Below are 25,434 nucleotides of genomic sequence, written 5' to 3'. Positions count from 1 at the left end.
ACGGCATACCGGCCGCCGACAACGTCCCCAAGGGGCGCGGGGAATGCGCGGCCGGCCCACAACCGGCGCGCACACCACCGTCGGCAGGACCACGCACGACGGAGTGAACACGGCCCTGGCCGTCGTGGTGGCTCACAGGCGGGGGTCCACCGGCTCCGACTCCAGCGCAAGTACGCCGAACACCGCCTCGTGGACCCGCCACAGCGGCTCGCCCTCCGCGAGCCGGTCCAGGGCCTCCAGGCCGAGGGCGTACTCGCGCAGCGCCAGCGACCGCTTGTGGTTGAGGAACCGCTGCCGCAGCCGGGCCAGTTGCTCCGGACGCGTGTACTCCGGGCCGTAGATGATCCGCAGGTACTCGCGGCCGCGGCACTTGATGCCGGGCTGCACCAGCCGGCCCTCCGGGCCGCGGACCAGCGCGCCCAGCGGCTTGACGACCATGCCCTCGCCGCCGCGGCCGGTCATCTCCAGCCACCAGTCGACGCCCACCCGTACCGACTCGGGGTCGCCGGTGTCGACGTACAGCCGCCGCGTGGTCTGCAGCAGGCCGGTGGTGTCGTGCTCCACCAGCCGGTCGAGCAGGGCGAGCTGCTCGTCGTGCGGCAGCGGGGCGAGGCTGCGCCCCTGGACGGCCAGGATCTGGAACGGCGCCAGGCGCACCCCGTCCAGCCCGTCGGTGGTCCAGCAGTAGCGGCGGTACGCCTCGGTGAACGCGGCCGCGTCGGCGGCTCGTTCCCGCTGGCGGTCCAGCAGACCGCTCACGTCGACGCCCCGGGCCGCGGCCCCCTCCAGCGCGGCCAGCGCGCCCGGGAACACCGCGCCCGACGCGGCGCCGACGGCCGCGTACTGCGACCGCAGCAGCCCGGACGCCTTCAGCGACCACGGCATCAGTTCGGCGTCCAGCAGCAGCCAGTCGGTGTCGAGGCCGGCCCACAGGCCGGCCTCGCCGATCGCGGTGCGCAGCCGGTCGAGGATCTGCTCGGTGACCGACTCGTCGCTGAAGAACGGCCGGCCGGTACGGGTGTAGAGGGATCCGGTGGGCCCGTCCACGCCGAACCGCTTGCGTGCCGCCTCCGCGTCCCGGCACACCAGGGCCACGGCGCGCGAGCCCATGTGCTTCTCCTCGCACACGACCCGCTCGACCCCGTCCGCGGCGTACTGGGCGAAGGCCTCCACCGGGTGCTCCAGGTAGCCCTCCAGCTTGCTGGTCGCGGTCGGCGCCATGGTCGGCGGCAGGTACGGCAGCAGCCGCGGGTCGGTCGCGAAGCGGCTCATCACCTCCAGCGCGGCGGCCGCGTTCTCCTCACGGACGGCGACCCGCCCGGCGTGCCGGGTCTCCACCGCGCGGCGGCCGTGCACGTCGGCCAGGTCCAGCGGCCGGCCGTCGTGCCCGCCGGGCGCCTCGGCGCGCAGCGGCTTGACCGGCTCGTACCAGACCCGCTCCGCCGGTACGTCGACCAGCTCCCGCTCCGGCCAGCGCAGCGCGGTCAGCTTGCCGCCGAACACGGCGCCGGTGTCCAGGCAGATCGTGTTGTTGAGCCAGGTGGCCTCCGGGACGGGCGTGTGGCCGTAGACCACGGCGGCCCGGCCGCGGTAGTCCTCGGCCCACGGGTAGCGCACCGGCAGCCCGAACTCGTCGGTCTCGCCGGTGGTCTCGCCGTACAGGGCGTGCGAGCGGACCCGGCCGGAGGTGCGGCCGTGATACTTCTCCGGCAGACCGGCGTGGCAGACGACGAGCCGGCCGCCGTCGAGGACGTAGTGGCTGACCAGGCCCTCGATGAACTGCCGTACCTCGCGCCGGAACTCCTCGCTCTCGCCCTCCATTTGCGCGATCGTCTCGGCGAGCCCGTGGGTGTGCTGGACGGCGCGGCCCTTGAGATGCCGGCCGAACTTGTTCTCGTGGTTGCCGGGCACGCACAGCGCGTTGCCCGACTTGACCATGGACATCACGCGGCGCAGCACGCCCGGGCTGTCCGGGCCGCGGTCGACGAGGTCGCCGACGAACACGGCGGTACGGCCCTCGGGGTGGACGCCGTCGACGTAGCCCAGCTTCTCCAGCAGCGCCTCCAGTTCGGCGGAGCAACCGTGGATGTCGCCGACGATGTCGAACGGGCCGGTGAGGTGGGTGAGGTCGTTGAACCGCTTCTCGGTGACGACGGTGGCCCGCTCGATCTCGTCCACGCCCCGCAGGACGTGCACCTTGCGGAAGCCCTCGCGCTCCAGGTGGCGCAGGGAGCGCCGCAGTTCGCGGATGTGCCGCTGGACGACCCGGCGCGGCATGTCGGCCCGGTCGGTGCGGGCCGCGTTGCGCTCGGCGCACACCTCCTCGGGGACGTCGAGGACGATGGCGATGGGCAGCACGTCGTACTGCTTGGCCAGGTCGATCAGCTGCCGCCGGGCGTCCTGCTGGACGCTGGTGGCGTCGACGACGGTGCGACGGCCGGCGGCGAGCCGCTTGCCGGCGATGTAGTGCAGGACGTCGAAGGCGTCGCGGGTCGCGCTCTGGTCGTTCTCGTCGTCGCAGACCAGGCCGCGGCAGAAGTCGGAGGAGATGACCTCGGTGGGCTTGAAGTGGCGGCGGGCGAAGGTGGACTTGCCCGAGCCGGAGGCGCCGACGAGGACGACGAGGGAGAGGTCGGTGACGGGCAGCGCACGGCCCTCGGTGGTGGTGGTCTCGGTCATGCCGCCTTCGCCTCCTTCTCGCTCTTCTCGCGGTTCTCGGACTTCTCGCGGTTCTCGGACTTCTCGCGGTTCTCGGTCTTCTTGAGGAACACGGCCATCTGGGTGGGCGGCCCGACCTCGGGGTCGTCCGGTCCCACGGGCTGGAACTGCACGTCGTAGCCGTGCCGTTCGGCGACCGCGCCCGCCCATGCGCGGAACTCCTCGCGGGTCCACTCGAAGCGGTGGTCACCGTGCCGGACGTGCCCGGCCGGCAGGGACTCCCAGCGCACGTTGTACTCGACGTTCGGGGTGGTCACGACGACCGTGCGGGGCCGGGCCGCGCCGAACACCGCGTACTCCAGGGCGGGCAGCCGGGGCAGGTCGAGGTGCTCGATCACCTCGCTGAGCACGGCCGCGTCATAGCCCTTGAGCCGGGTGTCGGTGTACGCCAGCGAGCCCTGGAGCAGCTTGACCCGCGCTGCCTGCCGCTCGCCCATCCGGTCCAGTTTCAGCCGCCGGGAGGCGATGGTGAGCGCGCGCATCGACACGTCGACGCCGACGATCTCGGTGAACCGCGCGTCCTTCAGCAGCGCCTGCACCAACTGGCCCTGTCCGCAGCCGAGGTCGAGCACGCGGGCGGCTGCCCTCTCGCGCAGGACGGCCATGATGGCGTCACGGCGCTGCACGGCGAGCGGGGTCGGCTTCTCCTCCTCCTCGGCCTCCGCGGCGACCGCGTTGTCGATCTCCTCGACGTCCGCGTCGTCGGTCTCGGCGAGCCGCACCAGCTCCAGACGCTCCAAAGCCTGCCGGGTGAGCGACCAGCGGCGGGACAGGAAGCGGCTGGTGATCAGCTTCTGCTCCGGGTGGCCGGGCAGCCAGCCCTCGCCGGCCCGCAGCAGCTTGTCGACCTCGTCGGCGGAGACCCAGTAGTGCTTGGCGTCGTCCAGCACGGGCAGCAGGACGTACAGGTGACGCAGCGCCTCGGACAGGCGCAGCTCCTGCGACTCCAGGACGAGACGTACGTACCGCGAGTCGCCCCACTGCGGGAACTCGGTGTCCAGGGCGACCGGTTCGGCGCTCACGGTCCAGCCGAGCGGCTCGAAGAGAGCGCGTACGACAGCGGTGCCGCCCCGCGCGGGCAGCGCGGGCACCTCGATGCGCAGCGGCAGCGGCTCGGCCGCGCGCTCGGGCCGGGCGGTGCACACCCCGCGCATCGCGCTGGAGAACACGCTGCTCAGCGCGACGGCGAGGAGCGAGGACGCCGCGTACGGACGGTCGTTGACGTACTGGGCGAGGGCCGCGTCGGGGGCGCCGCCGCGGCCCTTGCCCTTGCCACGCCGCACCAGCGCCACCGGATCGACCTCCAGCAGCAGCGCCGCCGTGCAGCGCTCGGCGTCCGCCTCGGGGTAGAGGACGTGCGCGGTGCCGTAGGAGGTGGAGAACGCCTGCGCCTTCTCGGGATGCTTGTGCAGCAGGAATCCGAGGTCGGTCGCGGGGCGTTCCGCCGTGCCGGTGGTGCTGATGGTCAGGAACATGTGAGCGAGTTTCCCGGCCGTCAGGCGGCCGGGCCACCGGTTTTCGCCACGCCCTGCGGGAGCGTCCGGTGCAGCACGTCCGCGAACCGGGTTCCGATACGGCGGTGGGTGGCGCCGTCGGGGTGGAGCCCGTCGGGCAGCGGCAGCTCGGCGTGGTCGTCCTCGCCGTACAGCTCACGGCCGTCGAGGTAGCGCAGGTGCGGGTCGTCGGCGGAGCGCTCGGTGACGATCCGGGACAGCTCCTCGCGGATGACGGTGAGGGTGAGTTTCCCGGCGGCGACCTCCGCCGGGTCGCCCGTGGCGCGGAAGTTCAGCCGGCCCTCGGCGAGCGCCGCGAAGTCGAAGGCGCCGGGGCCGGGCGTGTCCTCGTGCATCGGGCAGTACAGCGGGGAGACGACCGTGAGCGGTGTCGTCGGGTGCCCCTCGCGGACGGTGTCGAGGAAGCCGTGGACGGCCGGTGAGAAGGCGCGCCTGCGCATCAGGTCGAGGTTGACCACGTTGATGCCGATCTTGAGGGTGATCAGGTCGGCGGGGGTGTCCCGGATCGCGCGGGCGGTGAACGGGTCGAGCAGCGCGCTGCCGCCGAAGCCGAGGTTGATCAGTTCCACACCGGCGAGCCGGGCGGCGAGCGCCGGCCAGGTGGTGGTGGGTCCGTCCGCGTCGGAGCCGTGGCTGATGGAGCTGCCGTGGTGCAGCCAGACCGGACGGCCCCGGTCGGGGGCGGGCTCGACGGGGGCGTCGGTGCGCAGGGCGACGAGCTCGGTGTGCTCGTTGTGGGGCAGCCAGATCTCGACGTCCTTGTCCCGGTCGGGCAGACCGGTGAAGCGCAGGGTGCGGACCGGGCCCGGGCGGATGTCGCTGGCGCCGGTGGCGAGGTCGATGGTGACGGTGTTGCCGTCGTCCGCGGTGGCGCGGCCGGCCGGGCGGCCGTCGACGAGCAGCTCGTAGACGCCGTGCGGGCGGGGCGGGGCGCCACGGTAGACACGCTTGGTGGCCAGCACGTCCAGCTCGACGGCGGTGGCGCGGGTACGCAGGGCCAGGCGGACGCCGCTGGGCTGCGACTCGGCGAGGGCGAGCTGCGGGTCGTCGTTCTGGGCGCGGGCACGGGCGGGCAGCCGGTGCGGCAGCAGCCCGTGCGCGGTGCGCTCCAGTTCGAGGGCGCCGCGCAGGTGGGCGGCGGTGAGGGGGGTGGTGATCCAGTCGGCGGTCATCGGGGTCCTCCGGGTGCGGGCCAGTTCCGCAGCAGGGCGTCGAGGGCGTCCAGGACGCGTTCCCAGCTCTCCTGGCTGTCGGGGGCGCTGTGAGCGAATCCACCGCCCAGCTCGAGGCTGACGTAACCGTGGAAGACGCTGCCCAGCAGCCGGACCGCGTGGGTCTGGTCGGGTTCGGTCAGGTCGTAGCCGCGCAGCAGCGCCCGGGTCATCCGCGCGTGCCGGACGCCGGCGCTCGCCGCCGCGGTGTCGGGATCGAGGGGCAGGCGGGTCGCGGCATAGCGGCCGGGGTGTTCGCGGGCGTAGTCGCGGTAGGTGTTGGCTAGGGCGGTCAGGGCGTCCTTGCCGGCCCGGCCGGCGAGGGCGTCGGCGGCCCGGTCGGCGAGTTCGTCCAGCGCGAGCAGGGCGATGCCCGTCTTGAGGTCCTGGGAGTTCTTCAGGTGCGAGTACAGGCTCGCGACCTTGACGTCGAAACGCCGGGCGAGCGCCGAGACGGTCACCTGGTCGAAGCCGACCTCGTCGGCGAGCTCGGCGCCCGCGCGGACGAGGCGGTCGGCGGTCAGTCCTGCGCGCGCCATGCCCTTCCCCTCTTCTGCCGACAACCATTGTTCCCACACCTAAAGCTTTTAGGCAAATGGGTGTGCGGCTAAGGGAGAGGGGCGTACGACTAAGGGAGAGGGGCGATGGAGGGCGGAGCGCCGGCCGGGAGCCCGCCCCCGGGGCTCGGCTCCTCCCGCACGGGCGGGCACGAGCCCCGGGACGGCGGCCCTTCGGCAGCCGGGGCTGCGCCGAGGCGGCCGGGGTGGTCCTGCGGCAGCTGGGGCGGTCCTGCGGCAGCTGGGGCGGTCCTGCGGCAGCTGGGCGGCGCTGAGGCCGCCGGGACGGTCCTGCGGCAGCCGAGGTGCTGTGCTGCCGTGGCCGTCGGGCACGGGGCCTACGAAAGCTGGGACTGCACCTGGGAGGAGATCAGCTCCAGGTGGTCCAGGTCGTCCAGGTCGAGCACCTGGAGGTAGACACGGCTCGAGCCGATCTCGGCGTACCGGCCGATCTTGTCGACGACCTCGGCCGGAGAGCCGGCCAGACCGTTCGCCTTCAGCTCGTCGACCTCGCGGCCGATGACGGCGGCGCGGCGGGCGACCTCGGCGTCGTCGCGGCCGACGCAGACGACGAGGGCGTTGGAGTACACGAGATCGTCGGCCTTGCGGCCGATCGCCTCGGCGGCGGCGCGCACCCGGCCGAACTGCCGCTCGCTGTCCTCGACCGAGGCGAAGGGGATGTTGAACTCGTCGGCGAAGCGGGCCGCGAGACGCGGCGTGCGGCTGGCTCCGTGGCCGCCGACGAGGACCGGGATCTTCTCCTGCGCGGGCTTGGGCAGCGCGGGCGAGTCGGTGAGGTCGTAGTGGGTGCCGTGGAAGTCGAACGTCTTGCCCTGCGGTGTCTCCCACAGGCCGGTGACGATCTCCAGCTGCTCCTCGAGGCGGGCGAACTTCTCCTTCGGGAAGGGGATGCCGTACGCCGTGTGCTCCTCCTCGAACCAGCCTGCGCCGAGGCCGAGTTCGACGCGGCCGCCGGACATCTGGTCGACCTGGGCGACCTGGATGGCGAGGACGCCGGGCAGCCTGAAGGTGGCCGCGGTCATCAGGGTGCCGAGCCGGATACGGCGGGTCTCGCGGGCGAGGCCGGCGAGGGTGATCCAGGCGTCCGTGGGGCCGGGGAGGCCGTCGGCGTCACCCATCTTCAGATAGTGATCGGAGCGGAAGAAGGCGTCGAAGCCCAGGTCCTCGGTGGCCTTCGCCACGGTGAGGAGGGTGTCGTAGGTCGCGCCCTGCTGGGGTTCGGTGAAGATGCGAAGATCCATGTCCTCCATCCTGCACACCGTGACCGCCGGCCCTGCCACCGGTCCCCGGGGGCCGGGGCCGTCGCTCCCCGGTCGGGTGAAAAACGTCAACGCCGTGCACGGCCGACCACCGGGCCAGTGACCGCCTCAGGTGATGATCGTTGGCTCGGGCGGAGCCGGACCGCCCGGCGCCCGCGCCGGCGGTGACCGCCGTCGTGTCACCGTGCCGGTCCTCGTGCGGGGGCCGTGGGCCGAGGAGGCCGTCATGTCCGAGGAGTCCGTGCCGGTCGTCGCCCAGCCGAAGGGGCTGCTGCAGCAGATGGAGGAGCTGATGGCGGCGCTGAACGCGGACCTGTCGGCACTCGATGCGGACCTCCAGTCGGCGACGGGCGCGGTGAGCGCTCCGCGCGAACAAGCGGAGCCGAGCTGAGCCCTCCGGGCGGGGACGGGGGCGCTTCCCCGGAGCCTCGGGGCCTCAGGATGAACGTCGGCTGCGGGGCCGTAGGGGGCGCCGGGGGCCCGATTGCTGCGGCCGGTTGGGCGCGCCCCGGCGGGGCACCCCCCGGCGAACGCGTCCCGGCCGAGCCCGACACTGCACTCACCACAGCTGAGCGCCGCCCCCGCCGAAAACACGGCCGCGGCAGGGCTGCCCAACGCGGTACGCCCCCGTCAGAAGCCCGGTGAGGGCGTGCCCGGGCAAGCCACCGGGTCCTGCGCCACCGCGCGAGTACGGCAGGACGTGTCCTGTTCGTCGCCGAGGGCGGGAGCATCCGCGGGTGCGGACGGACCGTCGGCGCCCGCAGCAGGCGTTCCTGCGAACAGCCGCTCGTCACGGTCCTTGCCGAGGCGGGAGCATCCGCCGGTGCGGACGGGGCCGTCGGCGCCCGCAGCAGGCGTTCCTGCGAACAGCCGCTCGTCACGATCCTTGCCGAGGCGGGAGCATCCGCCGGTGCGGACGGACCGTCGGCGCCCAGGATGGACGGCCCGGCGACCAGCGGCGAGCAACCGCTCCTCCAAGTCCTCGCCGGAGGCGGGAGCGCTCCCGGGCGCGACGGGCCGGCGCCCGCAGCAGGCGGCGACACGCAGCCGCCCACCCCGGCCCTCGCCGAAGGCAGGAGCGTCCGCGGGCGCGAGGGGCCCCGATGCCCCCGGCCGGGGGCGACGCGCAACCGCCCGCCCCGGTCCTCGCCGAAGGCGGAGCAACCGCCGGTACGGACGGAATGTCGGCGCCCGCGGCGGACGGCCGGGAGACCAGCGGCGAGCAACCGCTCATCCTGGAGCCGGCGGCTCGGCGGCCCGGCGGCAGAGCGGCGAGCAACCGACCCTCCAGGTCCTCACCGGAGGCGGGAGCGCCCCCGGGCGCGACGGGCCCCGGTGCCCCCAGCCGGCGGCGACGCGCAGCCGCTCGCCCCGGTCCTTGCCGGAGGCGGCGGCGTGCGCAGGTGCGGACGGGCCGCCGGCGAACGCAGCAGGCGGACCGCAGGCACCGCGCGGTCGGTCCAGCCGCGAGCGTAAGAGCGACGCGCAGCGTCCCGCAGCTCACCGTTCCGGTAACGCCTCCTCGCGGGCGGTCAGTTTGCGGAGCATCCAGTGGACGCGGTCGCGGGATTCGTCGGCCGCGTCGATCGCCTCCATGCACTGCCAGTACGTGCCCTCGTCATCCGCACCGCTGGCGATGCCGACGAGGGCGATGCCGACGTCGGCGAGCAGGGCGTCGAGCGCGAGCAACGTCTGCCGGGCATCGTCGAGGGCGGTGAGCTGGGCGGCGCGTAATTCGTCCGGGTCGAGGTCGGGCGGGTCCAGGACCCCGCAGCCGCGCCCCGCCAGCTCCGTCAACCCCAATGCCTCCCCGCGTAGTTCGGGTGGGCCCGAGACGGCGAGACGGCTGCCGATCGCCTGGGCGAGTGCCTGTGCCTGCCAGACCTCCCGCAGTGTCCGCGACGGATCGCTGCTCGCCGCCAGCGCCCGTCTGCTCGTCAGGATGAGTCTCACCGCGTCCATCCGCGCCCCCGGTGACGATCCGACGTACCTCTCGCACGTCTGCCCGAACTCCCTTGTCCACTACCCAGCGTGAAGGCAGGTGGGACGAAAAGCCAGAGGAAGGCGGAAATCTGCGGACAACAAATCGGTTTCGGGCAGTTGAACGACTGCGGAGAGTGAAAGTGGAGGTATTTCCTCCAATCTCAGCCGGCCCCACCACCGTCGGCGTCCCCGGCCCCCGGCGCCGGGAACCGCTCCTCGTTCCGCTCGATCTTCTCCGCCAGAGCCGTCAGCGGGTCGACGCCGAGCACCTCGCACAGTTGCAGCAGATACGCGAGCACGTCGGCCACCTCGTCGCGGACCCGGTGCGCGGTGTCCGGGTCGCCCATCACCCCCGCCGACTCCTCCGGAGTCAACCACTGGAAGATCTCGACCAGTTCGGCGGCCTCCACGCTCAACGCGGTCGCCAGGTTCTTGGGCGTGTGGTACGGCTGCCAGTTGCGGGCGGCCGCGAACTCGGCCAGCCTCCGCTGCAACTGCGCCAGATCCGGGTGCTTCATCACGGGTCCAGGTGTACCACCGTGACGCCGTCGATCCCCGCCGCCCACGAGGCGTCGGCCACCGCGCCGACGCAGCGCAGATGGCCGCGCTCGCCCATCCGGACGGCGAGCCGCGCGAGTTCGGCACGCTGCGCGACGTCCAGGCAGCGGTCGAAGCCGTCGGCGAGCACGGTCAGCGCCTGCAGAGCCGAAGGCACCTCGCCGGCCGGGTCGACCTCCAGAATGCCCGGCCCGGTGAGCAGCACGAGGGCGAGCGCGAGGAAGCGCAACTCGCCGTCGCCGAGCCGAGACAGCGCCGTACGCGTGCCGCCGTCCCGTTCCAGCCATGCCCGCACCGTTCCGTCGCTGCCGAGTTCGGCCATCACGTCGGCGACGGGGACGGCGCAGCCGGCGCGCAGGGCGGCGACGAGCAGCGCGTGCCGACGGCTGCACTCGGCGCGGGTGCGCCACAGGACGTCGGCGAGGTTGTCGCAGCCGGTGAGCAGCCGGCCGGTGCCGCCCGGGACGGGCGCCCGCATCCGGGAGGGGTGCGGGTCACAGGCGAACACCGAGCGCAGCGCGACGACCAGTTGTTCGGCGGCGGCCAGCACACGGCGCTGCCCGTCCGTCTTCCCGGCGACACGCAACGGCAGCAGGGCGGTCCCGAGCCGGTCGTCGGGCAGCGGGGCGCGCGTCACCGGGGCGGAGCCGGCGGTGTGCCAGGCGGCCTGCACGGCGCGGCGCCCGGGATCGACCAGCGCGGTCTCCAGCAGGACGATCCCGTCGGCGGTGAGCCGCTCCCCGACGACACGCAGTTCGGGCTCGACCTGTACGGCGAGGTCGAGCCGTACCGGACCGACGGGACCGTCGGCCGTACAGCCGATGCGGAATCCCCGCCGCCGCTGGGCGTCGGGCCGGGCCCGCTCCGGCACGCACGAGATCGGGTCCGGGAACGCCTCGCCGAGTTCGGCGCCTGCGGCGAGCCGCGCGAGCGCCGCGTAGGCGCGCAGCGCGCTCGACTTGCCGCTTCCACTGGACCCGGCGAGCAACGTGAACGCCCCGTCCAGGGGCAGGACGACCCGCCGGTGCACGGCGAAGGCGGACAGCCGTACCTCGGTGACCCGCGGCCGCACCGGCCGCACCACATCCGGCTCTTCGGAGACGGACAACGACGAAACGGAAGAAACGCCCATACGGCGGACGCTAGGCCCGCCTGTGTCCAGGGAACCGTTCCGCCGAGGTCATCTTCCTCCTAAAGGGGGACGACGGGCGTGGACGCGGCCCGGCGTTCCTGGACCGCGTCCCACTCACCCCGCACCGTCGGCGCCGTCGGCGCCGTCCGCGCCGTCCGCGCCGTCCGCGCCGTCCGCGCCGGGCACCGTGCCCCCGCCGAGCCGGGCCGCTCAGCCCCCCGACAACCCCGTGTTCTCCATCAGCCCGCTGACCTCCGTGCCGTTGGGGGTGAGGAGGAACACGTTGCGGTCGACGCGGTGCATGCCGCTGGCGAGGCCGAAGACCACACCGGTGGAGAAGTCGAGGACGCGTTTGGCGACCTCCGACTCGGCGCCGGTCAGGTCCAGGAGGACCGGGATGCCGGCCATCAGGGTCTCGGCGACCTCACGGGCGTCCGCGAAGACATTGACACGCAGCACCACGAAGCGGCGCCGCATCTCGGTCTCCGCCTCCGGCAGAGAGCGGTGGTTCACCGCTGACGGCCAGGAGTCGCGACCGCGCAGGGGTACGACCTGGGCGAGCCCTTCCCACTGTTCATCGGTGACGTCGTAGCGGTTCACCGTTCCCCCGTTCCGACTCGCACTCATCTCCTGCACCAGGCAATTCTTACGCCAAGTCACCTGTTCGGCCCAACAGCGACACGGTCCGCGACCGTACGGGCCGGTCACACCATCCCGTATCCCATCCGCACGAGCCGGTCGCACCATCCCGTATGCCGACTTCCTCCCGGACTGCCACCGCTCATCTCGGGCACACCGGAATCTTCACCTCCGGCCGCGCCCCGTTCACCGGGCCCTCTTAGCGTTCCATGCCGTGCACATGGCAGACACACAGGCGGCAGCTCCCGCTCTCCGGCCGCGCCCGGCGCCGGCCGCCCCCCATCAGGAGCCACCGCCAGCGCAGTGGCACCGCGTTCTCACCCTGCTCGCCGTCATCAGCCTCTTCATCGGCACCCGCACGGTGTGGACACAGGCGGCGACCCACCGGCTCCCGGTGGCCCTGGTGATCACGGCGTGCTACGCGTCGATCCTGGCGTGCGGCGTACTCACCGTGGTGACCCGGCGCCACCGCACCCTGGCCCGCCTGGACCTGGCCGTCCTGCTGACCGCGGTGACGCTCACCCTGTGCACGTGGGTGCTGAACCACAACGGCGCCGACGAGGCCGTACTGACCACCCAGGCCGCCCGTGAGCTGGTCGCGGGGCACCCCGTCTACGGACAGCCCTGGCCCTGGCTGTTCGGCCCCGGCATCGCCCTCACCCCCACCGTCGACGGCGGCTACGACTACACGTACGGCTATCCCCCGCTGGCTCCGCTGCTCACCGCGCCGTTCCTGTGGCTCGGCCACGCCGGCACCCCGGCGACGGTGGTCACCACGGCCGCGCTGCTGGCGGGCGCGATCACGCTGTGGCGGATGCTGCCGGTGCCGTGGCGTTCGGCCGCGACGATGGTCTGCCTCGGCTTCGGCTTCCTGCCCTCCTACGCCCGTCTCGGCTACCCGGCGATGCTGGGCCTCGCGCTGCTGGTGCCGGTGGTGGTGCGCTGGCCCCGGATCGGACGCGGCGGGCGGCTCGGCGCCGCCGGGATCGCCCGGGCCGTGTGCCTGGGCGCGGCGTGCGCGGCGCAGCAACTGCCGTGGTTCGTGACGCCGTTCCTGCTGGCCGGCCTCTACGCGGTGCGCCGGGGCGAGCTGGGCGGGCGCGGCGCCGGGCGGCTCCTGCTACGCGTGCTCGGGATCGTCTTCGCCACCTGGCTGCTGATCAACACGTACTTCGTCGTGCACGAACCGCGCACCTGGTTCGAGGGGATCCTGCTGCTGATCACCCAGGGCGCGGTGCTGCACGGCCAGGGCCTGAACATCGTGTCGCTGCTGCTGACCGACGGCAGTGACCGGCTGGACTGGTACGGGCACGCGAGCATGCTGCTGCTGGCCGGGCTGCTGGCCGTGTTCGTGCTGTTCGTGCGGCGCCTCGGGCCCGCGGCGACCGTGCTGCCGTGGTGCGCGTTCTATCTCGCGACGCGCTCCCAGGACGGCTACTACCTGCTGATGACGCCGCTGTGGCTGGCCGCCGTGGTCACCGCGCCCGCGGCCGAGTTCGCGGGCGCCTGGCAGCCGCGGCCCCGCCGGCTGCCGAGCGGTGCGCGACGCCGCCCGGCACTCGCCGTGGCGGGCGCGCTGCTGCTGGCCCCCGCACTGGTGAGCGCCCTGGTCGCGGCGACCGGGACCCCACCCCTGCGGATGCGGGTCACCGAGGTGCGGCACGCCACGCCGAGCAAGGTGTCGCTGCTGACGGTCAGCGTGACCAACACCGGCGACCGGCCGCTCACCCCCCACTTCATGCTCACCACGGGTGAGGGCATGGGCCGCTACTGGTCGGTGGTGCGCGGCCCGGCCACCATGCCGGCGCACGGCACGGCCGTCTACGCCCTGCGACCGCCCAAGGGCACCTTCCCCGTCTCCCGCAACAACGCCAAGGTCCGGGTCCGCCTGCGCGCGTTCACGGGAGACCCGCAGACCCTGTCCAGCGTCGACGTACGGCATCTGCTGCTGAAACCCCGCAGCTGACGGGTGCGCGGGATGAGTGCGGCGCGGGTGGTGAGAATTCGTGCCGTCAGTGACGGAGGGGTTGGAGGAAGTCTCCGAGGGCGGTCGCGACGGCGCGGGGGGCTTCCGCCGGGAGCAGGTGGCCGACAGTGGGGACGGTGACCAGGGTCGCGTGCGGGATGTGCGGCAGGAGGCACTCGTGCAGGACATGCGGCGGTTCCACCACGTCGTTCTCCCCGGCCAGCACGGTCACCGGAACTGCGATGCGGCGCGCGGCACGAGTGATGTCCTGCGCGATTCCGCGCAGTGGCCACTCCTGCCGCGCCTCGGGGCCGGCGGCGAGGCTGTCGCGCACCACGGCGGCGCGGACCTCCTTGGGCAGCGGTGTGGCCGTCAGGACGTGGTCGAGGGCGTACCGCACCGCATCGGGCGAGTCGTAGGCGCGGGACAAGCCCTGCCGGTACTGCTCCGTCACCGTGACGGGTGGCTCGGGGGGTGCGGGTGCGACAAGGACCAGGCCGGCCAGGCCGGCCGGCCTGCGCGCCGCGACCAGCTGGCTCACCTTGCCGCCCATCGAGTGGCCGACGAGGACGAACGGCCCCGGCACGCACGTGTCGACCACGCGAGCGAGGTCGTCGGCGAGTTGGTCGAGGTGATAGGGGCCCGGCAAGACCCGCGAGGTGCCCCAGCCGCGTTGGTCGAAGCGGACCGTCGCCTGCCGGGGCGGCAGCTGAGCGATCACGTCGTTCCATGTGCCGGCGGAGCCGCCCCAGTAGTGGACGAACACCAGTGCCGGACCGGTACCGCCCCCGATCCGTACGTCGAGAGCTCCGCCCGCCACGGACACCGGCCTTGTCGTTTGCGTCATCGCTGCGCCTTTCGCGCGGCTGCTCGAAGCGATCGGCATCTCCCAGCCGCAGCCTTGAACGGATAGCCTGACCTGCTCGCCAGGTACGCATCCGACGGTAGGAGAAGTGCGGTCCCGTTCTCCGTGGAAAGGAGCACAGCACTTGTGGAAAACGGACTTCGAACGGTGCGACAGCTGCGCTACTCGCCTGCGGTCGGCTCGCCCCACGGCGTCGAGGTCCTCGACTTCGCCGCGCTGCGCTCCATGGACACCGGTCACCGCCGCGTTCACCCCCAGCGCCCCGATTTCCACGTCCTCGCCCTGGTCGCCTCCGGCACCGGCACCCATGAGGCCGACTTCCACACCTACCGGCTGGCGGAAGGCAGCGCCGTATGGATCCGGCCCGGCATGGTGCACCGCTGGAGCGACACAGACGCCTGCGACGGCCCGCTGGTCCTCTTCCGGCCCGGCTTCCTCCCCGGTCTCACCACCGCCGAGGCCACCGCCCCGGCGTGCTGGCGGTTGGACCGGCAACGTATGGACCTGGCTCTGTTCGCAGCCGAACACCTCAGCCGTGAACACGACACGGCAGCGCGCACCCCGCTCCTGGCCTCTCCCCCGCTGCTCTCCCATCTGCTGGCGGCGCTGGTCCTGCGCATACTTCCGCACGCGCCCGCCCGAACCGATGGGACGGCGGCCGGCAACCGGTCCACGGATGTGTTCCGCGCCTACCGGGCTGCCGTCGAAGAACATCTGACGGTCTGGCACCACGTGTCCGACTACGCACGGGCTCTCGGCTACGACGTGCGCACTCTCACCCGTGCCACGCGCGCGGCCACCGGCACGGGCGCCAAGACCTTCCTCGACCAGCGCATCCTGCTGGAAGCCAGGCGACTGCTCGCCCACACCGATCTGCCGGTCGCGGCCTGCGCCCGACGCCTCGGCTTCCGGGACGCCGGCAACTTCACCACCTTCTTCCGGCGTCAGGCGGCCACGAGCCCCGCCGCCTGGCGCGCGGCCTACGGCGCGCCCGACAGCCGCGGGGCCTGATCCCGCCACGACCGGCGGCTCATCGGGTCTGCTCGTCCCGGGTGAAGAGGTTGGTCAGGTCGTCCAGGGTGGGGCTGCCGGGGAGTTCAGCTTCTGCGACTGCGGCGCTGCGCGCGAACAGGTCTTGCTCGTACTCGGCCAGCGCGGCCTCGACGTCGTCGGGGTGCGCCGCGAGGGCCTTGCCCAGTTCGGCGCCGTCGAGCATGGCGAGGTTGGCGCCTTCGCCGTTCGGAGCCGAAAGATGGGCGGCATCACCGAGCAGGGTCACCCCCGGCACCCGATCCCACCGGTGGCCGGTCGGCAGAGCGTGGAGAGGGCGCAGGACCGGCGCGGTGTCGCTCTCGGTGAACAGAGCGGTGAGTTCCGGCGCCCAGCCGTGGAACTCCCGCGCGATCCGTTCGGTGACCGCAGCAGGGTCGGTGAAGTCGAGGGCCGCAAACCAGTCCTGCGGCTCGGACAGCCCCACGTAGGCGTGCAGCGTGTCGTCCCTCTCCCGGTGAGCGAAGATCTCCCTGCCCGGCGCAAGCGCGATCATCGACCCGCCGCCTACCGCCTTTGCGGTGGCGGGGTGCCGGGTGTCGGCGTCGAACAGGTAGGTCTCCACGACCGACCTGCCGGTGTACTCGGGTGTGGCGGTGGAGAGCAACGGCCGGACCCGTGACCAGGCGCCGTCCGCGCCGACCAGCAGGCCGGTGACGACCGTGCTGCCGTCGGCGAACGTCACCTCTTGGCGTCCCTCGCCGAGGGAACGGGTCCCCTCGGCCTTGCGCCCCCACCGCACGGTGTCGGCCGGCAGCGAGTCGAGCAGGACGGATCGCAGGTCGCCGCGCATCACTTCGGGGCGTCCGCCCGTACCGTCGTCGCGTTGGTCGAGCCGGACGTTCCCGTCCGGGTCCAGGATCCGCATCGTCTGGCGGCCTTCGAGGACGATGCCGCGGAACTCGTTCATCAGGCCGGCCGTTCGCAGAGCCAGTTGGCCGTTGTAGTCGTGGATGTCGAGCATGCCGCCCTGCGGACGCTCCGCCGGCGAGGTCTCCGCCTCGTAGACCGTGGCCGGTATGCCGTGAACGTGCAGGACACGGGCGAGCGTCAGTCCGCCGAGTCCGGCACCGACGATCGTGACGTGAGTGGTCATGGCGATTCCTTGCTTGTCGTGGCTCTGCCGGACGGGCATCCGGCACCCTCGCCAGCAAGGCTCGGAAAGTCGGCCGACAAACAACCGACACCAGACCGACACCCCCGACAAGCACCCGACACCGGCCCTACGACACCGACCCCGACAAGCAACTGCCGCCGGGCCTACGACACCGACAGCCGCGGCAATCAGCTGCCGCCGGGCGTACGCCCCTGACACGCCACCAACACGGCACGCTGCCGCCCCGAACCGCAGCCATGGAGGCTGGAGCGCGTGATCAGGGGCGAACAACCGGCTCGGCCACCGCGGAAGTCTGCGCTTCCGGTCGGCCACTCACCAGTTCCCGCAGCTTCGCCCGTGTCTCCGGGTCCGTGGAATACACGATCGTGCCGATCATGCCCCTGGTCAGCAACACCTTGTACGTGTTCCGGATCAGCCGGTCCACATCCGTGTCCGGGGTGGACTTCTTGAAGACCGGGTCCTTGGACGCCGTGCGGTCCGTGACCCAGCGGTCGCCACGCCAGACCAGATCGGGGCCGACGATGACGCCGGACCAGTCGTATTCGAAGCCCTGGGCGGTGTAAACGCAGCCGACCTGCCCGAACCCCGCGGGGTCGGTGGCCCACAGGGCGGCCGGGGGCGCGCCCGAAACCGAGCGGTCACCGCGCAGGTTCCACGGGCGGGCCCAGTCACCGATGGCGACGTCGGAAGCCAGCGGTTGACCGGGCTTGGGCTCCGGGGACCAGCGCCAGCAGTAGCCGGCGGACATACGGGCGCCGTACCCCTGGGCCCGTCGGTCCACGAGGAAGGCTTCCATCTCCTGCGGGCTGTCGGCGACCAGCAGTTGCATACGATCGTCGGGTTCCCAGACCACTGGTCCTCCGGGCTCGAGGCCGAGAAGCCGGACCACCCAGCGCAGGTAGGCGTCACTGCCTCCGCAGCGGAACTGGCTGTCCAGGGGGACCACGTGGCAAGGGATGCCTCGTCCGGCCGCCGCTGCCTTGATCTCGGCCACGGTGCCCATCTCACCGGGGCGCACCACCTGGTGCTCGTCGAGGAAGAAGACGGGCACGTATGCGACATCAATGAGTTCGTCGATCTGCGCTCTGCCGGTCCGAAGCGCCGCACGCGTGTAGCGGTTGGCCGAGGTCTCGCGGATGCGGTGCGCCTCGTCGCAGATCAGGGCACCCAGGCTGTTCTTCTCCGCGGTCATGAAGCTGTTGAAGTACTTGAACAGGTCCTGCACGTCCCGCTTCCGGGATCCGGCGACCTTGCGCATCGTCTTCGTGAACGACTGCGATCCGGTGGCGTGCAGTGCCGGAACTCCGCGTCGGTAGAGCTCACCGAGCAGTTGGAGAGCGATCACGCTCTTTCCGGTACCGGGCCCCCCGGTGACGATCACGACTTCCTTGCGGTCGGCGTGCTTGGCCTTCTCCACCGCGTTGAGCACCATGCGGTAGGCGACCTGCTGCTCGTCGAGGAGCACGAACTGCTGGCGTTCTCGCACCTCCTGTGCGGCCACGGCCATCAGCTGCTTCGACGGCACGGTGGCACCGGCGAGAAGTTCATCGGCCGCTCGTGCCCCGGGATGCTTGTCGCTCAGCCTTGAACGGAGATGTTCCAGGAAGGCGCCGCGCCGCTCTCCGGTGAAGAGCAGTCCCTGACCGTCACGCTCGATCTCGCGCAGGCCCGCCACCCCGAACTCGGTGGCGTTGTGCAGGAATGCCACGCCGTTGACACGGTCCCGGTGCTCGGCCACGGCACCGTTGAAGTTGACCAGGTAGTCGCAGTAACGGCGCACCTGCTCGATGGGGTTCAGCACGGGATGCGCGTAAGCGTCGACGTGACACAAGGTGGAATCATCCTCGTGGGGCACCGCTTGGCCCCACTGTTTGAGCTCCACGACGACGTACGACGGCTCGCCCGTCGTCGGGTGTACACCGGCGAGCACGGCATCCGCGCGCTTGCTGTTCAATGGGAGCGCGTACTCCAGCATGACTTCCACGTCGCCCAGGCCCGCATCGTTGAGGGCGGTGGCCAGGACAGGGATGCTGCGCTCCCAGGAGCGGGCCTCCGAGGCGCCGGGGCGGTAGCCGTGCATATGGATGAACTGATCGGTCAGGTGCAGGAACAGCGAACCGTCGAGTGCCATGACGGCGACCGTTTTCGCGGACGCGCGGAACAGCAAGGACTTCCCCCAGGCAGCACGAAGAGACTCGTGCGGGTGGGGGCATGTCCTTCGAGACTCCACCGCGATGATGGAGCGGAAGCCCGTCGGGCCGCGTTGATGACGCAGCAGAGATTACCGGGCGGAACTGACAGTCGTACTGCTGACCGCTCATGACTGAGGCGGCAGCCACCGTGCTGCCTGTTCGCGGCTGACTCGGCTGGCGCCGACTTACCACTGACGTCGCTGGCTGTCCCAGCACGCACCGAGCAGCCGTTTCGCCTCGTCCTTCTCCGCGTACGGCACGTTCACGTACAACCGTTACCCGCTGGGTGCCGTGCCGGAGGATCCTGACTGTTTGGCAGGCCGAGGATTCCAGGCGGCCCGGTCCTTACGGGCTCGCTCGATCACGCGGCCGACACGCTCACACGCAGACGGGTCGGTGAGGCCCACCATGAGGTCCGTTGGGCCGGAGTTGGCCAGTAGGTTGGTGACCCGTGCCACAGCACAGTGGCGTCCAGAATCAGCGCCTTCTCGTGTATGCGCTCACGGAACTCCACCTGGCAGCCGACACCTCGCAGTTCCTCAACCAGGCCGCGGACGCGCTCCACGGCCACCTCCTTGGTCTGCTCCTCGGGCGGGCGCCTGTCGGTCGCTCGTTCTCCGGCCTCAGCCTCCTGCCACTTGCGACCGGCCAGCACACCCTCGTACTGCAGCCCCGGACAAGTTCGTGTACGGCGGCTTCATGGACCGTGTCGGTCTGGTGATCGCAGCCCGGGATGCGCTGAGCCGAGGTGTCGACGAGGGTGGGGGGCGCGTCGACCAACCCGCTGAAAGCGGATACGGGAGTCATCATCACGGCCAGGTTGTTCCCCCGTCTCCCGGCCATCGCGCAGCGCACGGCCCGGTGTCGACCCATCAGTGCGGTCGACACCGCCCGGCGTCAGCCGGTCACCCAGAGATCCGCAGGTCAGGCGCCCTTTGTCGCCGGCTCCAGAATCGCCACGCATTCCACGTGGTGCGTCATCGGGAACAGATCGAACGCCCGCAGCATCCGCACCCGGTACCCCCCGTCCCGGAAGTACCCCAGGTCCCGGGCCAGCGCGGCGGGGTCGCAGGCCACGTACGCGATGCGGCGCGCGCCGAGGGACGACAGGTGGGCGACCGTGGAGCGGCCCGCGCCTGCCCGGGGCGGGTCGAGGACGATGAGGTCGACCTCGGTGATGCCGGTGCGGGGCAGGACCGCCTCGACCTTGCCCTGTTCGATGCGGACGCGCGGGAAGTCGGCGAGGTTGTGCCGGGCGTCCTCGACGGCGCGCTTGCCGGACTCGATGCCGAGTACCGCGCCCTGCTCGCCGAGGCGGTCGGCGAGCGCGCCCGCGAACAGGCCGACGCCGCAGTAGAGGTCCAGCGCCATCTCGCCCTTGCGCGGCAGCAGGCCCTGCATGACCGCCGTGACCAGGGTGTCGGCGGCCTTCGGGTGGACCTGCCAGAAGCCGCCGCTGCCGACCCGGTAGGTGCGGTCGTCGGCGCGCTCGCGCACGAAGGGGCGGCCGTGGACGCGGTGCACGCCGCCGTCCTTCTCCTCGACGCGCATCACCGAGACCGGACGGTCCAGTTCGACCAGGGGCAGGCGGGCACCCGGACGCGGGGTGAGGATCACCTGGCGGTCCTGCGAACCGGTCGCCGCGATCGCCTCGACCGACTCCATGCCGGACCAGTCGCGCTGCTCGATGCCCAGCTCGCTGACGCCCTCGGCCGCGATCATGCAGTGGTCGATGCGCTCGACCTCGTGCGAGCGGTGGCGGCGCAGACCGGCGTGGCCCTCGGCGTCGACGGCGTACTGCACGCGGGTGCGCCACTGCGGGACCTGGCCGGCGGGCAGCTTGTCGCCCTCGGCGGGGACCACCGTGCCGTCCCAGCCGGCCTCCTCGGGCGTCAGGCCCGCGAGCCGCTTGAGCTGCTCGGCGATCACGTCGCCCTTCAGCCGCCGCTGGGCGCCCGGCTTCGCGTGCTGCCAGTCGCAGCCGCCGCAGCGGCCCGGACCGGCGAAGGGGCAGGGCGCCTCGATGCGGTCCTTGGAGGCCTCGAGGATCTCCACAGCATCCGCACGCAGGAATCGCGCGCCCTCCTCGCCCTCGGTCACCCGGGCCACGACCCGCTCGCCGGGCAGTGTGTGCCGGACGAACAGGACCTGGCCCTCGGACGTGCGGGCGATGCAGTGACCGCCGTGGGCGACAGGGCCGATCTCGACCTCGTACTCGGCCCCGACCAGCGACCCCGCCTGCGAGTTGTTCTCTTGTGCCTGCATGGCGGGGTGACTCCAGATCGGGTGAGGGGTACGAGCGGACAACAGCCCACCAGTCTACGTGCTGCGCACGTCCACCGGTCTCCCTGCCCGCCCGCCGGCCCTCCTGCCCTCTCACCGGCGCTCCGGCCGGTTCGCGGCCTCCGGCACACCATCCGCGCCACGGCCGGTCTCGGCCTCCCGCACACGATCCGCGCCACGGCCGGTTCTCGGCCTCCCGCACGGCGTCCGCGGCGCCACGGCCCTTCACGGCCTCCCGGACACGATCCGCGCTGCGGCCGGTTCTCGGCCTCCCGCACAGCGTCCGCGGCGCCACGGCCGGTCTCGGGCCCCCGCACCACCGGCACTACTGCCGGTTCTCGGCCTCCTTCGCCCGCTCCGCCTGCGTCAGTGGACCACGCCGCACGGAACCCGGCGCGTTCCACTCCTGCCGCCTGCGGGCGCGCTTCTTCGCGGCCTCGGAGGATTCCAGCTGGTAGGGCACCGAGGTGACCATGATGCCCGGCGTGAACAGCAGCCGGCCCTTGAGCCTGAGCGCGCTCTGGTTGTGCAGGAAGTGCTCGTACCAGTGGCCGACCACGTACTCCGGGATGATCACCGAGACCGCGTCGCGTGGGCTCTCCTTGCGCAGGCTCTTGACGTACTCGATGACCGGCCGCGTGATCTCGCGGTACGGCGAGTCCAGCACCTTCAGCGGTACGTCGATGCCGCGCCGCTCCCACTCCTCGCGCAGCGCCTTGGTCTCGACCGGGTCGACGTTGACCGTGAGCGCCTCCAGGGAGTCGGAGCGCATCAGCTTGGCGTAGGCGAGCGCGCGCAGCGTCGGGCGGTGGATCTTGGAGATCAGCACCACCGAGTGGACGCGCGAGGGGCGGACCATGTCGTCGCTGGGGCCCTCGGGTGCGGCGATCTCCGCGGCCACGGAGTCGTAGTGACGCCGGATCGCGGTCATCGTCACGTAGAAGATGCACATGCCCAGCAGGGCGACCCAGGCGCCGTGCGTGAACTTGGTGATCAGTACGACGACCAGCACCAGACCGGTGAAGAACGCGCCGAAGGTGTTGATCGCGCGGGAGCGGATCATGTGGCTGCGCTTGGCCTGGTCCGTCTCGGCGGCCAGGTGCCGGTTCCAGTGCCGGACCATGCCGATCTGGCTGAGCGTGAACGACACGAACACGCCGACGATGTACAGCTGGATCAGCCGCGTGGAGTCGGCGCCGTAGATGAGGACCAGGAGCGTCGCCGTGCCGGCCAGCAGCACGATGCCGTTGGAGAAGGCGAGGCGGTCGCCGCGGGTGTGCAGCTGACGCGGCAGGTAGCGGTCCTGGGCGAGGATCGAGCCGAGCACCGGGAAGCCGTTGTAGGCGGTGTTGGCGGCGAGGAACAGCACCAGCGCGGTGGCCGCGGCCAGCACGACGAAGAAGAAGCTGCCCTTGCCGAACACGGCCTCGGCGACCTGGGTGATCACCGGGTTCTGGACATAGCCGGTGCCGACACCGACGCCGTTCTTCAGCAGGTCGGTGGCCGGGTTCTCGGCCATGCGGACCTTGGTGGTCAGGGCGAGGACGATGATGCCGCAGAACATGGTGACGGCGAGCAGGCCCATGGCCGCCAGCGTGGTCGCCGCGTTCTTCGACTTGGGCTTGCGGAAGGCGGGCACACCGTTGGAGATCGCCTCGACACCGGTGAGCGCGGCACAGCCGGAGGAGAAGGCGCGCAGCAGCAGGAAGACCAGCGCGAAGCCGGCCAGGCCCTGGTGCTCGGCCTTGATGTGGAAGTCGGCGGTGGGCGCACGCATGGTGTCGCCGAGGACCAGGCCGCGGAAGGCGCCCCAGGCGATCATGATGAAGACGCCGGCGACGAAGACGTACGTCGGGATCGCGAAGAGTTTGCCGGACTCCTTCACGCCGCGCAGGTTCATCAACGTCAGCAGGACGATCACGGCGACGGCACAGGCCACCTTGTGCTCGACGACGAACGGGATCGCCGAGCCCAGGTTCTCGATGCCGGAGGAGATCGACACCGCGACGGTCAGGACGTAGTCGACGAGCAGCGCGCTCGCCACGGTCAGACCGGCCTTGGGGCCGAGGTTGGTGGTGGCGACCTCGTAGTCGCCGCCACCGCTGGGGTAGGCGTGCACGTTCTGTCGGTACGAGGCGACGACCGTGAACATCAGCACGACGACCGCGAGGGCGATCCAGGGGCTGAAGTGGTACGCCGACACGCCCGCGATGGACAGGACCAGCAGCACCTCCCCTGGCGCGTAGGCCACGGAGGACAACGGGTCGGAGGCGAAAACGGGAAGGGCGATGCGCTTCGGCAGGAGCGTTTCGCCCAGCCGATCACTGCGCAGTGCGCGCCCGATGAGAATCCGTTTGGGCACGTCGGTCAGTTTGGACACAACAGAGGATCGTAAGCCTTCGAACACGGGCTCGCCCACCTGCCGTGGCCGATCTGCCGCACGAGTGGAATCGGCGCTTCACAGCGCTACGGATTCCGCAGGTCGGGCGGTGGCCGTGCCTAGATGGCTGGACTCCCGCCCCCGCCGCACCTCGGAGGTCACCGTGCCCGCCACCGCAGAGCTGATCGGCGCCGCCGTCGCACTCCTCGGCCTCGGATTCCTCACCCTGCGCAGCGTGCGCAGCATCACTCGCCGGCGGCCCGCGCAGCCCCGATAGGCCCGTCGTGCGGATCATCCCGGCGTCGCCGATCCCGGCACGCACCTCGCGACAAGGGCAGGGTCAATCGGGCCCGGGGGTGCACAGCCCGCGCCGCCCCTGTGTAGCTTGGTCGCCGGTCTGAGACCCTGTTGAAGCCAAGTGAGATCTCTTGACACCGGAAGGACGGTCGTGCACATCGTCATCATGGGCTGCGGCAGAGTGGGTTCCGCTCTCGCCCAGACCCTGGAGCAGCAGGGGCATACGGTCGCTGTGATCGACCAGGACCCCACCGCCTTCCGACGCCTCGGTTCCTCGTTCGGGGGCCGCCGGGTCACCGGGGTCGGCTTCGACCAGGACACCCTGCGCGAGGCCGGCATCGAGGAGGCGGGCGCCTTCGCCGCGGTCTCCAGCGGCGACAACTCCAACATCATCGCCGCCCGCGTGGCCCGCGAGATGTTCGGTGTCGAGAACGTGGCCGCCCGTATCTACGACCCCCGGCGCGCCGAGGTCTACCAGCGTCTCGGCATCCCCACCGTCGCCACGGTCCGCTGGACGGCCGACCAGATGCTGCGCCGTCTGCTGCCGTCCGGCTCCGAGCCGCTGTGGCGTGACCCCACCGGGGGTGTGCAGCTCGCCGAGGTGCACGCCTCGGCGGCCTGGGTCGGCCACAAGATCAGCAAGCTGCAGGAGGAGACGGGCGTCCGGGTGGCGTTCCTGACCCGCCTGGGCGAGGCGATCCTGCCCACCTCGCAGACGGTGTTGCAGGAGGGTGACCTGGTGCACGTGATGATGCGCACCGACGAGGTGGAGAAGGTCGAGGCGGCGTTCGCCAAGGGCCCTGAAGAGGAGGGCGGTCACTGATGAGGGTCGCCATTGCCGGTGCCGGCGCGGTGGGCCGCTCGATCGCGGGCGAACTGCTGGAGAACGGCCACGAGGTGCTGCTGATCGACAAGGCGCCGACCGCGATCTCGGTCGAGCGCGTCCCGCAGGCGGAGTGGCTGCTCGCCGACGCCTGCGAGATCACCTCTCTGGACGAGGCGGCGCTGCAGCGCTGCAACGTCGTGATCGCCGCGACCGGCGACGACAAGGTCAACCTCGTCGTCTCCCTGCTGGCGAAGACCGAGTACGGCGTGCCGCGCGTCGTGGCCCGGGTGAACAACCCGAAGAACGAGTGGCTCTTCAACGAGTCCTGGGGCGTGGACGTCGCCGTCTCCACCCCGCGCCTGATGTCGGCCCTGGTCGAGGAGGCGGTGAGTGTCGGCGACCTGGTCCGGCTGCTGCGCTTCAGCCACGGCGACGCGAACCTGGTCGAGCTGACCCTGCCGGAGGAGTCGGCGCTGGCCGGCACGCAGGTCGGCGACGTGGAGTGGCCGCAGGACACCTCGCTGGTCACGATCATCCGCGGCACCCGGGTGCTCACCCCGTCCCGCGAGGACTCCCTGGAGCCGGGCGACGAGCTGCTGTTCGTGGCCGCCCAGGCCCGCGAGGGCCAGCTGGAGGACCTGCTGTCGGTGCGACGCGACGACAGCTGACCTCTCGCTCCGCTCCGATACGGCGGTGGGGGGGGGGGGGGGGGGGCGGCGCGCCCCCCCCCCCCCCGGGGGGGGGGGGGGGGGGGGCCGGGGGGGGGGGGGGGGGGGGGGGGGGCGGGGGGGGGGGGCGGCGGGGGGGGGGGGGGGGGGGGTGGTTCGGGCGGCTCCGGTTCTCGGCGGTGGGCGTGACACCATCGG

The 25,434-nt window shown here is 71.9% G+C and carries 21 protein-coding genes; 6 read left to right on the top strand and 15 right to left on the bottom strand.

Going from position 1 to position 25,434, the window contains the following annotated elements; translation table 11 throughout:
- Positions 1-132: 132 nt before the first annotated feature.
- From ACZ67Q_RS00105 to ACZ67Q_RS00085, 5 genes are all read right to left on the bottom strand, one after another.
- Positions 133-2,679, bottom strand: a complete 2,547-nt coding sequence (locus ACZ67Q_RS00105) for a polynucleotide kinase-phosphatase (RefSeq protein ID WP_471174526.1) — start codon at positions 2,677-2,679, stop codon at positions 133-135.
- Positions 2,676-4,193, bottom strand: coding sequence for a 3' terminal RNA ribose 2'-O-methyltransferase Hen1 (locus ACZ67Q_RS00100; RefSeq protein WP_471174524.1), 1,518 nt, complete (start codon positions 4,191-4,193; stop codon positions 2,676-2,678). Before ACZ67Q_RS00100 ends, ACZ67Q_RS00105 begins: the two co-directional genes overlap by 4 nt.
- A gap of 20 nt (positions 4,194-4,213) precedes the next feature.
- A complete protein-coding gene (locus tag ACZ67Q_RS00095; protein ID WP_471174522.1) occupies positions 4,214-5,404 on the bottom strand; it encodes an SGNH/GDSL hydrolase family protein in 1,191 nt (396 codons plus the stop codon).
- Positions 5,401-5,982, bottom strand: coding sequence for a TetR/AcrR family transcriptional regulator (locus ACZ67Q_RS00090; RefSeq protein ID WP_471174520.1), 582 nt, complete (start codon positions 5,980-5,982; stop codon positions 5,401-5,403). The genes ACZ67Q_RS00095 and ACZ67Q_RS00090 overlap by 4 nt, the downstream gene beginning before the upstream one ends.
- A gap of 356 nt (positions 5,983-6,338) precedes the next feature.
- Positions 6,339-7,262 carry an LLM class F420-dependent oxidoreductase gene (locus ACZ67Q_RS00085; protein ID WP_471174518.1) on the bottom strand — a complete coding sequence of 308 codons (924 nt, stop codon included), beginning with the start codon at positions 7,260-7,262 and terminating at the stop codon, positions 6,339-6,341.
- Between the two features lie 244 nt (positions 7,263-7,506).
- Here ACZ67Q_RS00085 and ACZ67Q_RS00080 point away from each other — a divergent pair, with 244 nt between their 5' ends.
- Complete coding sequence (locus ACZ67Q_RS00080) at positions 7,507-7,671, top strand: hypothetical protein (RefSeq protein ID WP_471174516.1); 165 nt, start codon at positions 7,507-7,509, stop codon at positions 7,669-7,671.
- Between the two features lie 1,109 nt (positions 7,672-8,780).
- Here the strand turns inward: ACZ67Q_RS00080 and ACZ67Q_RS00075 are convergent.
- The 4 genes from ACZ67Q_RS00075 to ACZ67Q_RS00060 form a co-directional block, all read right to left on the bottom strand.
- Entirely contained in the window at positions 8,781-9,242 is a 462-nt protein-coding gene (locus ACZ67Q_RS00075; RefSeq protein ID WP_471174514.1) for a DUF6099 family protein, read from the bottom strand.
- A 182-nt stretch (positions 9,243-9,424) separates the two neighbouring features.
- Positions 9,425-9,781 (bottom strand): nucleotide pyrophosphohydrolase, encoded by a 357-nt coding sequence (locus ACZ67Q_RS00070; protein WP_471175941.1) that lies wholly within the window; start codon positions 9,779-9,781, stop codon positions 9,425-9,427.
- On the bottom strand, positions 9,781-10,953 hold the full coding sequence (locus ACZ67Q_RS00065; RefSeq protein ID WP_471174512.1) for an AAA family ATPase: 1,173 nt from the start codon (positions 10,951-10,953) through the stop codon (positions 9,781-9,783). The genes ACZ67Q_RS00070 and ACZ67Q_RS00065 overlap by 1 nt, the downstream gene beginning before the upstream one ends.
- A 210-nt stretch (positions 10,954-11,163) precedes the next feature.
- The gene (locus ACZ67Q_RS00060) at positions 11,164-11,580 is read right to left on the bottom strand and encodes a cell division protein SepF (protein ID WP_471174510.1); all 417 of its coding nucleotides are present in this window, start codon (positions 11,578-11,580) and stop codon (positions 11,164-11,166) included.
- A 232-nt stretch (positions 11,581-11,812) separates the two neighbouring features.
- Here ACZ67Q_RS00060 and ACZ67Q_RS00055 point away from each other — a divergent pair, with 232 nt between their 5' ends.
- A complete protein-coding gene (locus tag ACZ67Q_RS00055; RefSeq protein WP_471174508.1) occupies positions 11,813-13,558 on the top strand; it encodes a hypothetical protein in 1,746 nt (581 codons plus the stop codon).
- A 46-nt stretch (positions 13,559-13,604) separates the two neighbouring features.
- Here ACZ67Q_RS00055 and ACZ67Q_RS00050 read toward each other — a convergent pair whose 3' ends face one another.
- On the bottom strand, positions 13,605-14,405 hold the full coding sequence (locus tag ACZ67Q_RS00050) for an alpha/beta fold hydrolase (RefSeq protein ID WP_471174506.1): 801 nt from the start codon (positions 14,403-14,405) through the stop codon (positions 13,605-13,607).
- A gap of 165 nt (positions 14,406-14,570) precedes the next feature.
- Between ACZ67Q_RS00050 and ACZ67Q_RS00045 the strand changes: the two genes are divergently transcribed.
- Positions 14,571-15,434 carry an AraC family transcriptional regulator gene (locus ACZ67Q_RS00045; RefSeq protein WP_471174504.1) on the top strand — a complete coding sequence of 288 codons (864 nt, stop codon included), beginning with the start codon at positions 14,571-14,573 and terminating at the stop codon, positions 15,432-15,434.
- Positions 15,435-15,453: 19 nt separating this feature from the next.
- Here ACZ67Q_RS00045 and ACZ67Q_RS00040 read toward each other — a convergent pair whose 3' ends face one another.
- The 5 genes from ACZ67Q_RS00040 to ACZ67Q_RS00020 form a co-directional block, all read right to left on the bottom strand.
- Positions 15,454-16,569, bottom strand: a complete 1,116-nt coding sequence (locus ACZ67Q_RS00040) for an FAD-dependent oxidoreductase (RefSeq protein ID WP_471174502.1) — start codon at positions 16,567-16,569, stop codon at positions 15,454-15,456.
- A gap of 277 nt (positions 16,570-16,846) precedes the next feature.
- Positions 16,847-18,757, bottom strand: a complete 1,911-nt coding sequence (locus ACZ67Q_RS00035; RefSeq protein ID WP_471174500.1) for a DNA/RNA helicase domain-containing protein — start codon at positions 18,755-18,757, stop codon at positions 16,847-16,849.
- Between the two features lie 210 nt (positions 18,758-18,967).
- Positions 18,968-19,042, bottom strand: a complete 75-nt coding sequence (locus ACZ67Q_RS00030) for a DUF5710 domain-containing protein (protein WP_471175938.1) — start codon at positions 19,040-19,042, stop codon at positions 18,968-18,970.
- Between the two features lie 664 nt (positions 19,043-19,706).
- Entirely contained in the window at positions 19,707-21,047 is a 1,341-nt protein-coding gene (locus ACZ67Q_RS00025; RefSeq protein WP_471174498.1) for a class I SAM-dependent RNA methyltransferase, read from the bottom strand.
- 343 nt (positions 21,048-21,390) lie between these two features.
- Complete coding sequence (locus ACZ67Q_RS00020; RefSeq protein WP_471174496.1) at positions 21,391-23,445, bottom strand: APC family permease; 2,055 nt, start codon at positions 23,443-23,445, stop codon at positions 21,391-21,393.
- A gap of 109 nt (positions 23,446-23,554) precedes the next feature.
- Between ACZ67Q_RS00020 and ACZ67Q_RS00015 the strand changes: the two genes are divergently transcribed.
- The 3 genes from ACZ67Q_RS00015 to ACZ67Q_RS00005 all read left to right on the top strand — a co-directional run bounded on the left by ACZ67Q_RS00015 (position 23,555) and on the right by ACZ67Q_RS00005 (position 25,236).
- Positions 23,555-23,722 carry a hypothetical protein gene (locus ACZ67Q_RS00015; protein ID WP_471174494.1) on the top strand — a complete coding sequence of 56 codons (168 nt, stop codon included), beginning with the start codon at positions 23,555-23,557 and terminating at the stop codon, positions 23,720-23,722.
- A gap of 171 nt (positions 23,723-23,893) precedes the next feature.
- Positions 23,894-24,565 carry a potassium channel family protein gene (locus ACZ67Q_RS00010; RefSeq protein ID WP_361624892.1) on the top strand — a complete coding sequence of 224 codons (672 nt, stop codon included), beginning with the start codon at positions 23,894-23,896 and terminating at the stop codon, positions 24,563-24,565.
- Positions 24,565-25,236, top strand: coding sequence for a potassium channel family protein (locus ACZ67Q_RS00005; protein ID WP_361624895.1), 672 nt, complete (start codon positions 24,565-24,567; stop codon positions 25,234-25,236). The genes ACZ67Q_RS00010 and ACZ67Q_RS00005 overlap by 1 nt, the downstream gene beginning before the upstream one ends.
- Positions 25,237-25,434 lie beyond the last annotated feature (198 nt).

This window comes from Streptomyces sp. NPDC036813 (genome assembly GCF_055609245.1).
Note: the sequence above shows the minus strand (reverse complement) of the source record. Positions and strands in the feature narration are given on the sequence as shown.

What these genes read in the sequence shown, in the direction of transcription:
- ACZ67Q_RS00080 (WP_471174516.1), top strand. Translation starts at nt 7,507, where the DNA reads ATGTCCGAGGAGTCCGTGCCGGTCGTCGCCCAGCCGAAGGGGCTGCTG.
- ACZ67Q_RS00025 (WP_471174498.1), bottom strand. Translation starts at nt 21,047, where the DNA reads ATGCAGGCACAAGAGAACAACTCGCAGGCGGGGTCGCTGGTCGGGGCC.
- ACZ67Q_RS00095 (WP_471174522.1), bottom strand. Translation starts at nt 5,404, where the DNA reads ATGACCGCCGACTGGATCACCACCCCCCTCACCGCCGCCCACCTGCGC.
- ACZ67Q_RS00040 (WP_471174502.1), bottom strand. Translation starts at nt 16,569, where the DNA reads ATGACCACTCACGTCACGATCGTCGGTGCCGGACTCGGCGGACTGACG.
- ACZ67Q_RS00050 (WP_471174506.1), bottom strand. Translation starts at nt 14,405, where the DNA reads ATGACGCAAACGACAAGGCCGGTGTCCGTGGCGGGCGGAGCTCTCGAC.
- ACZ67Q_RS00070 (WP_471175941.1), bottom strand. Translation starts at nt 9,781, where the DNA reads ATGAAGCACCCGGATCTGGCGCAGTTGCAGCGGAGGCTGGCCGAGTTC.
- ACZ67Q_RS00085 (WP_471174518.1), bottom strand. Translation starts at nt 7,262, where the DNA reads ATGGATCTTCGCATCTTCACCGAACCCCAGCAGGGCGCGACCTACGAC.
- ACZ67Q_RS00105 (WP_471174526.1), bottom strand. Translation starts at nt 2,679, where the DNA reads ATGACCGAGACCACCACCACCGAGGGCCGTGCGCTGCCCGTCACCGAC.
- ACZ67Q_RS00100 (WP_471174524.1), bottom strand. Translation starts at nt 4,193, where the DNA reads ATGTTCCTGACCATCAGCACCACCGGCACGGCGGAACGCCCCGCGACC.
- ACZ67Q_RS00060 (WP_471174510.1), bottom strand. Translation starts at nt 11,580, where the DNA reads ATGAGTGCGAGTCGGAACGGGGGAACGGTGAACCGCTACGACGTCACC.
- ACZ67Q_RS00065 (WP_471174512.1), bottom strand. Translation starts at nt 10,953, where the DNA reads ATGGGCGTTTCTTCCGTTTCGTCGTTGTCCGTCTCCGAAGAGCCGGAT.
- ACZ67Q_RS00055 (WP_471174508.1), top strand. Translation starts at nt 11,813, where the DNA reads ATGGCAGACACACAGGCGGCAGCTCCCGCTCTCCGGCCGCGCCCGGCG.
- ACZ67Q_RS00090 (WP_471174520.1), bottom strand. Translation starts at nt 5,982, where the DNA reads ATGGCGCGCGCAGGACTGACCGCCGACCGCCTCGTCCGCGCGGGCGCC.
- ACZ67Q_RS00005 (WP_361624895.1), top strand. Translation starts at nt 24,565, where the DNA reads ATGAGGGTCGCCATTGCCGGTGCCGGCGCGGTGGGCCGCTCGATCGCG.
- ACZ67Q_RS00075 (WP_471174514.1), bottom strand. Translation starts at nt 9,242, where the DNA reads ATGGACGCGGTGAGACTCATCCTGACGAGCAGACGGGCGCTGGCGGCG.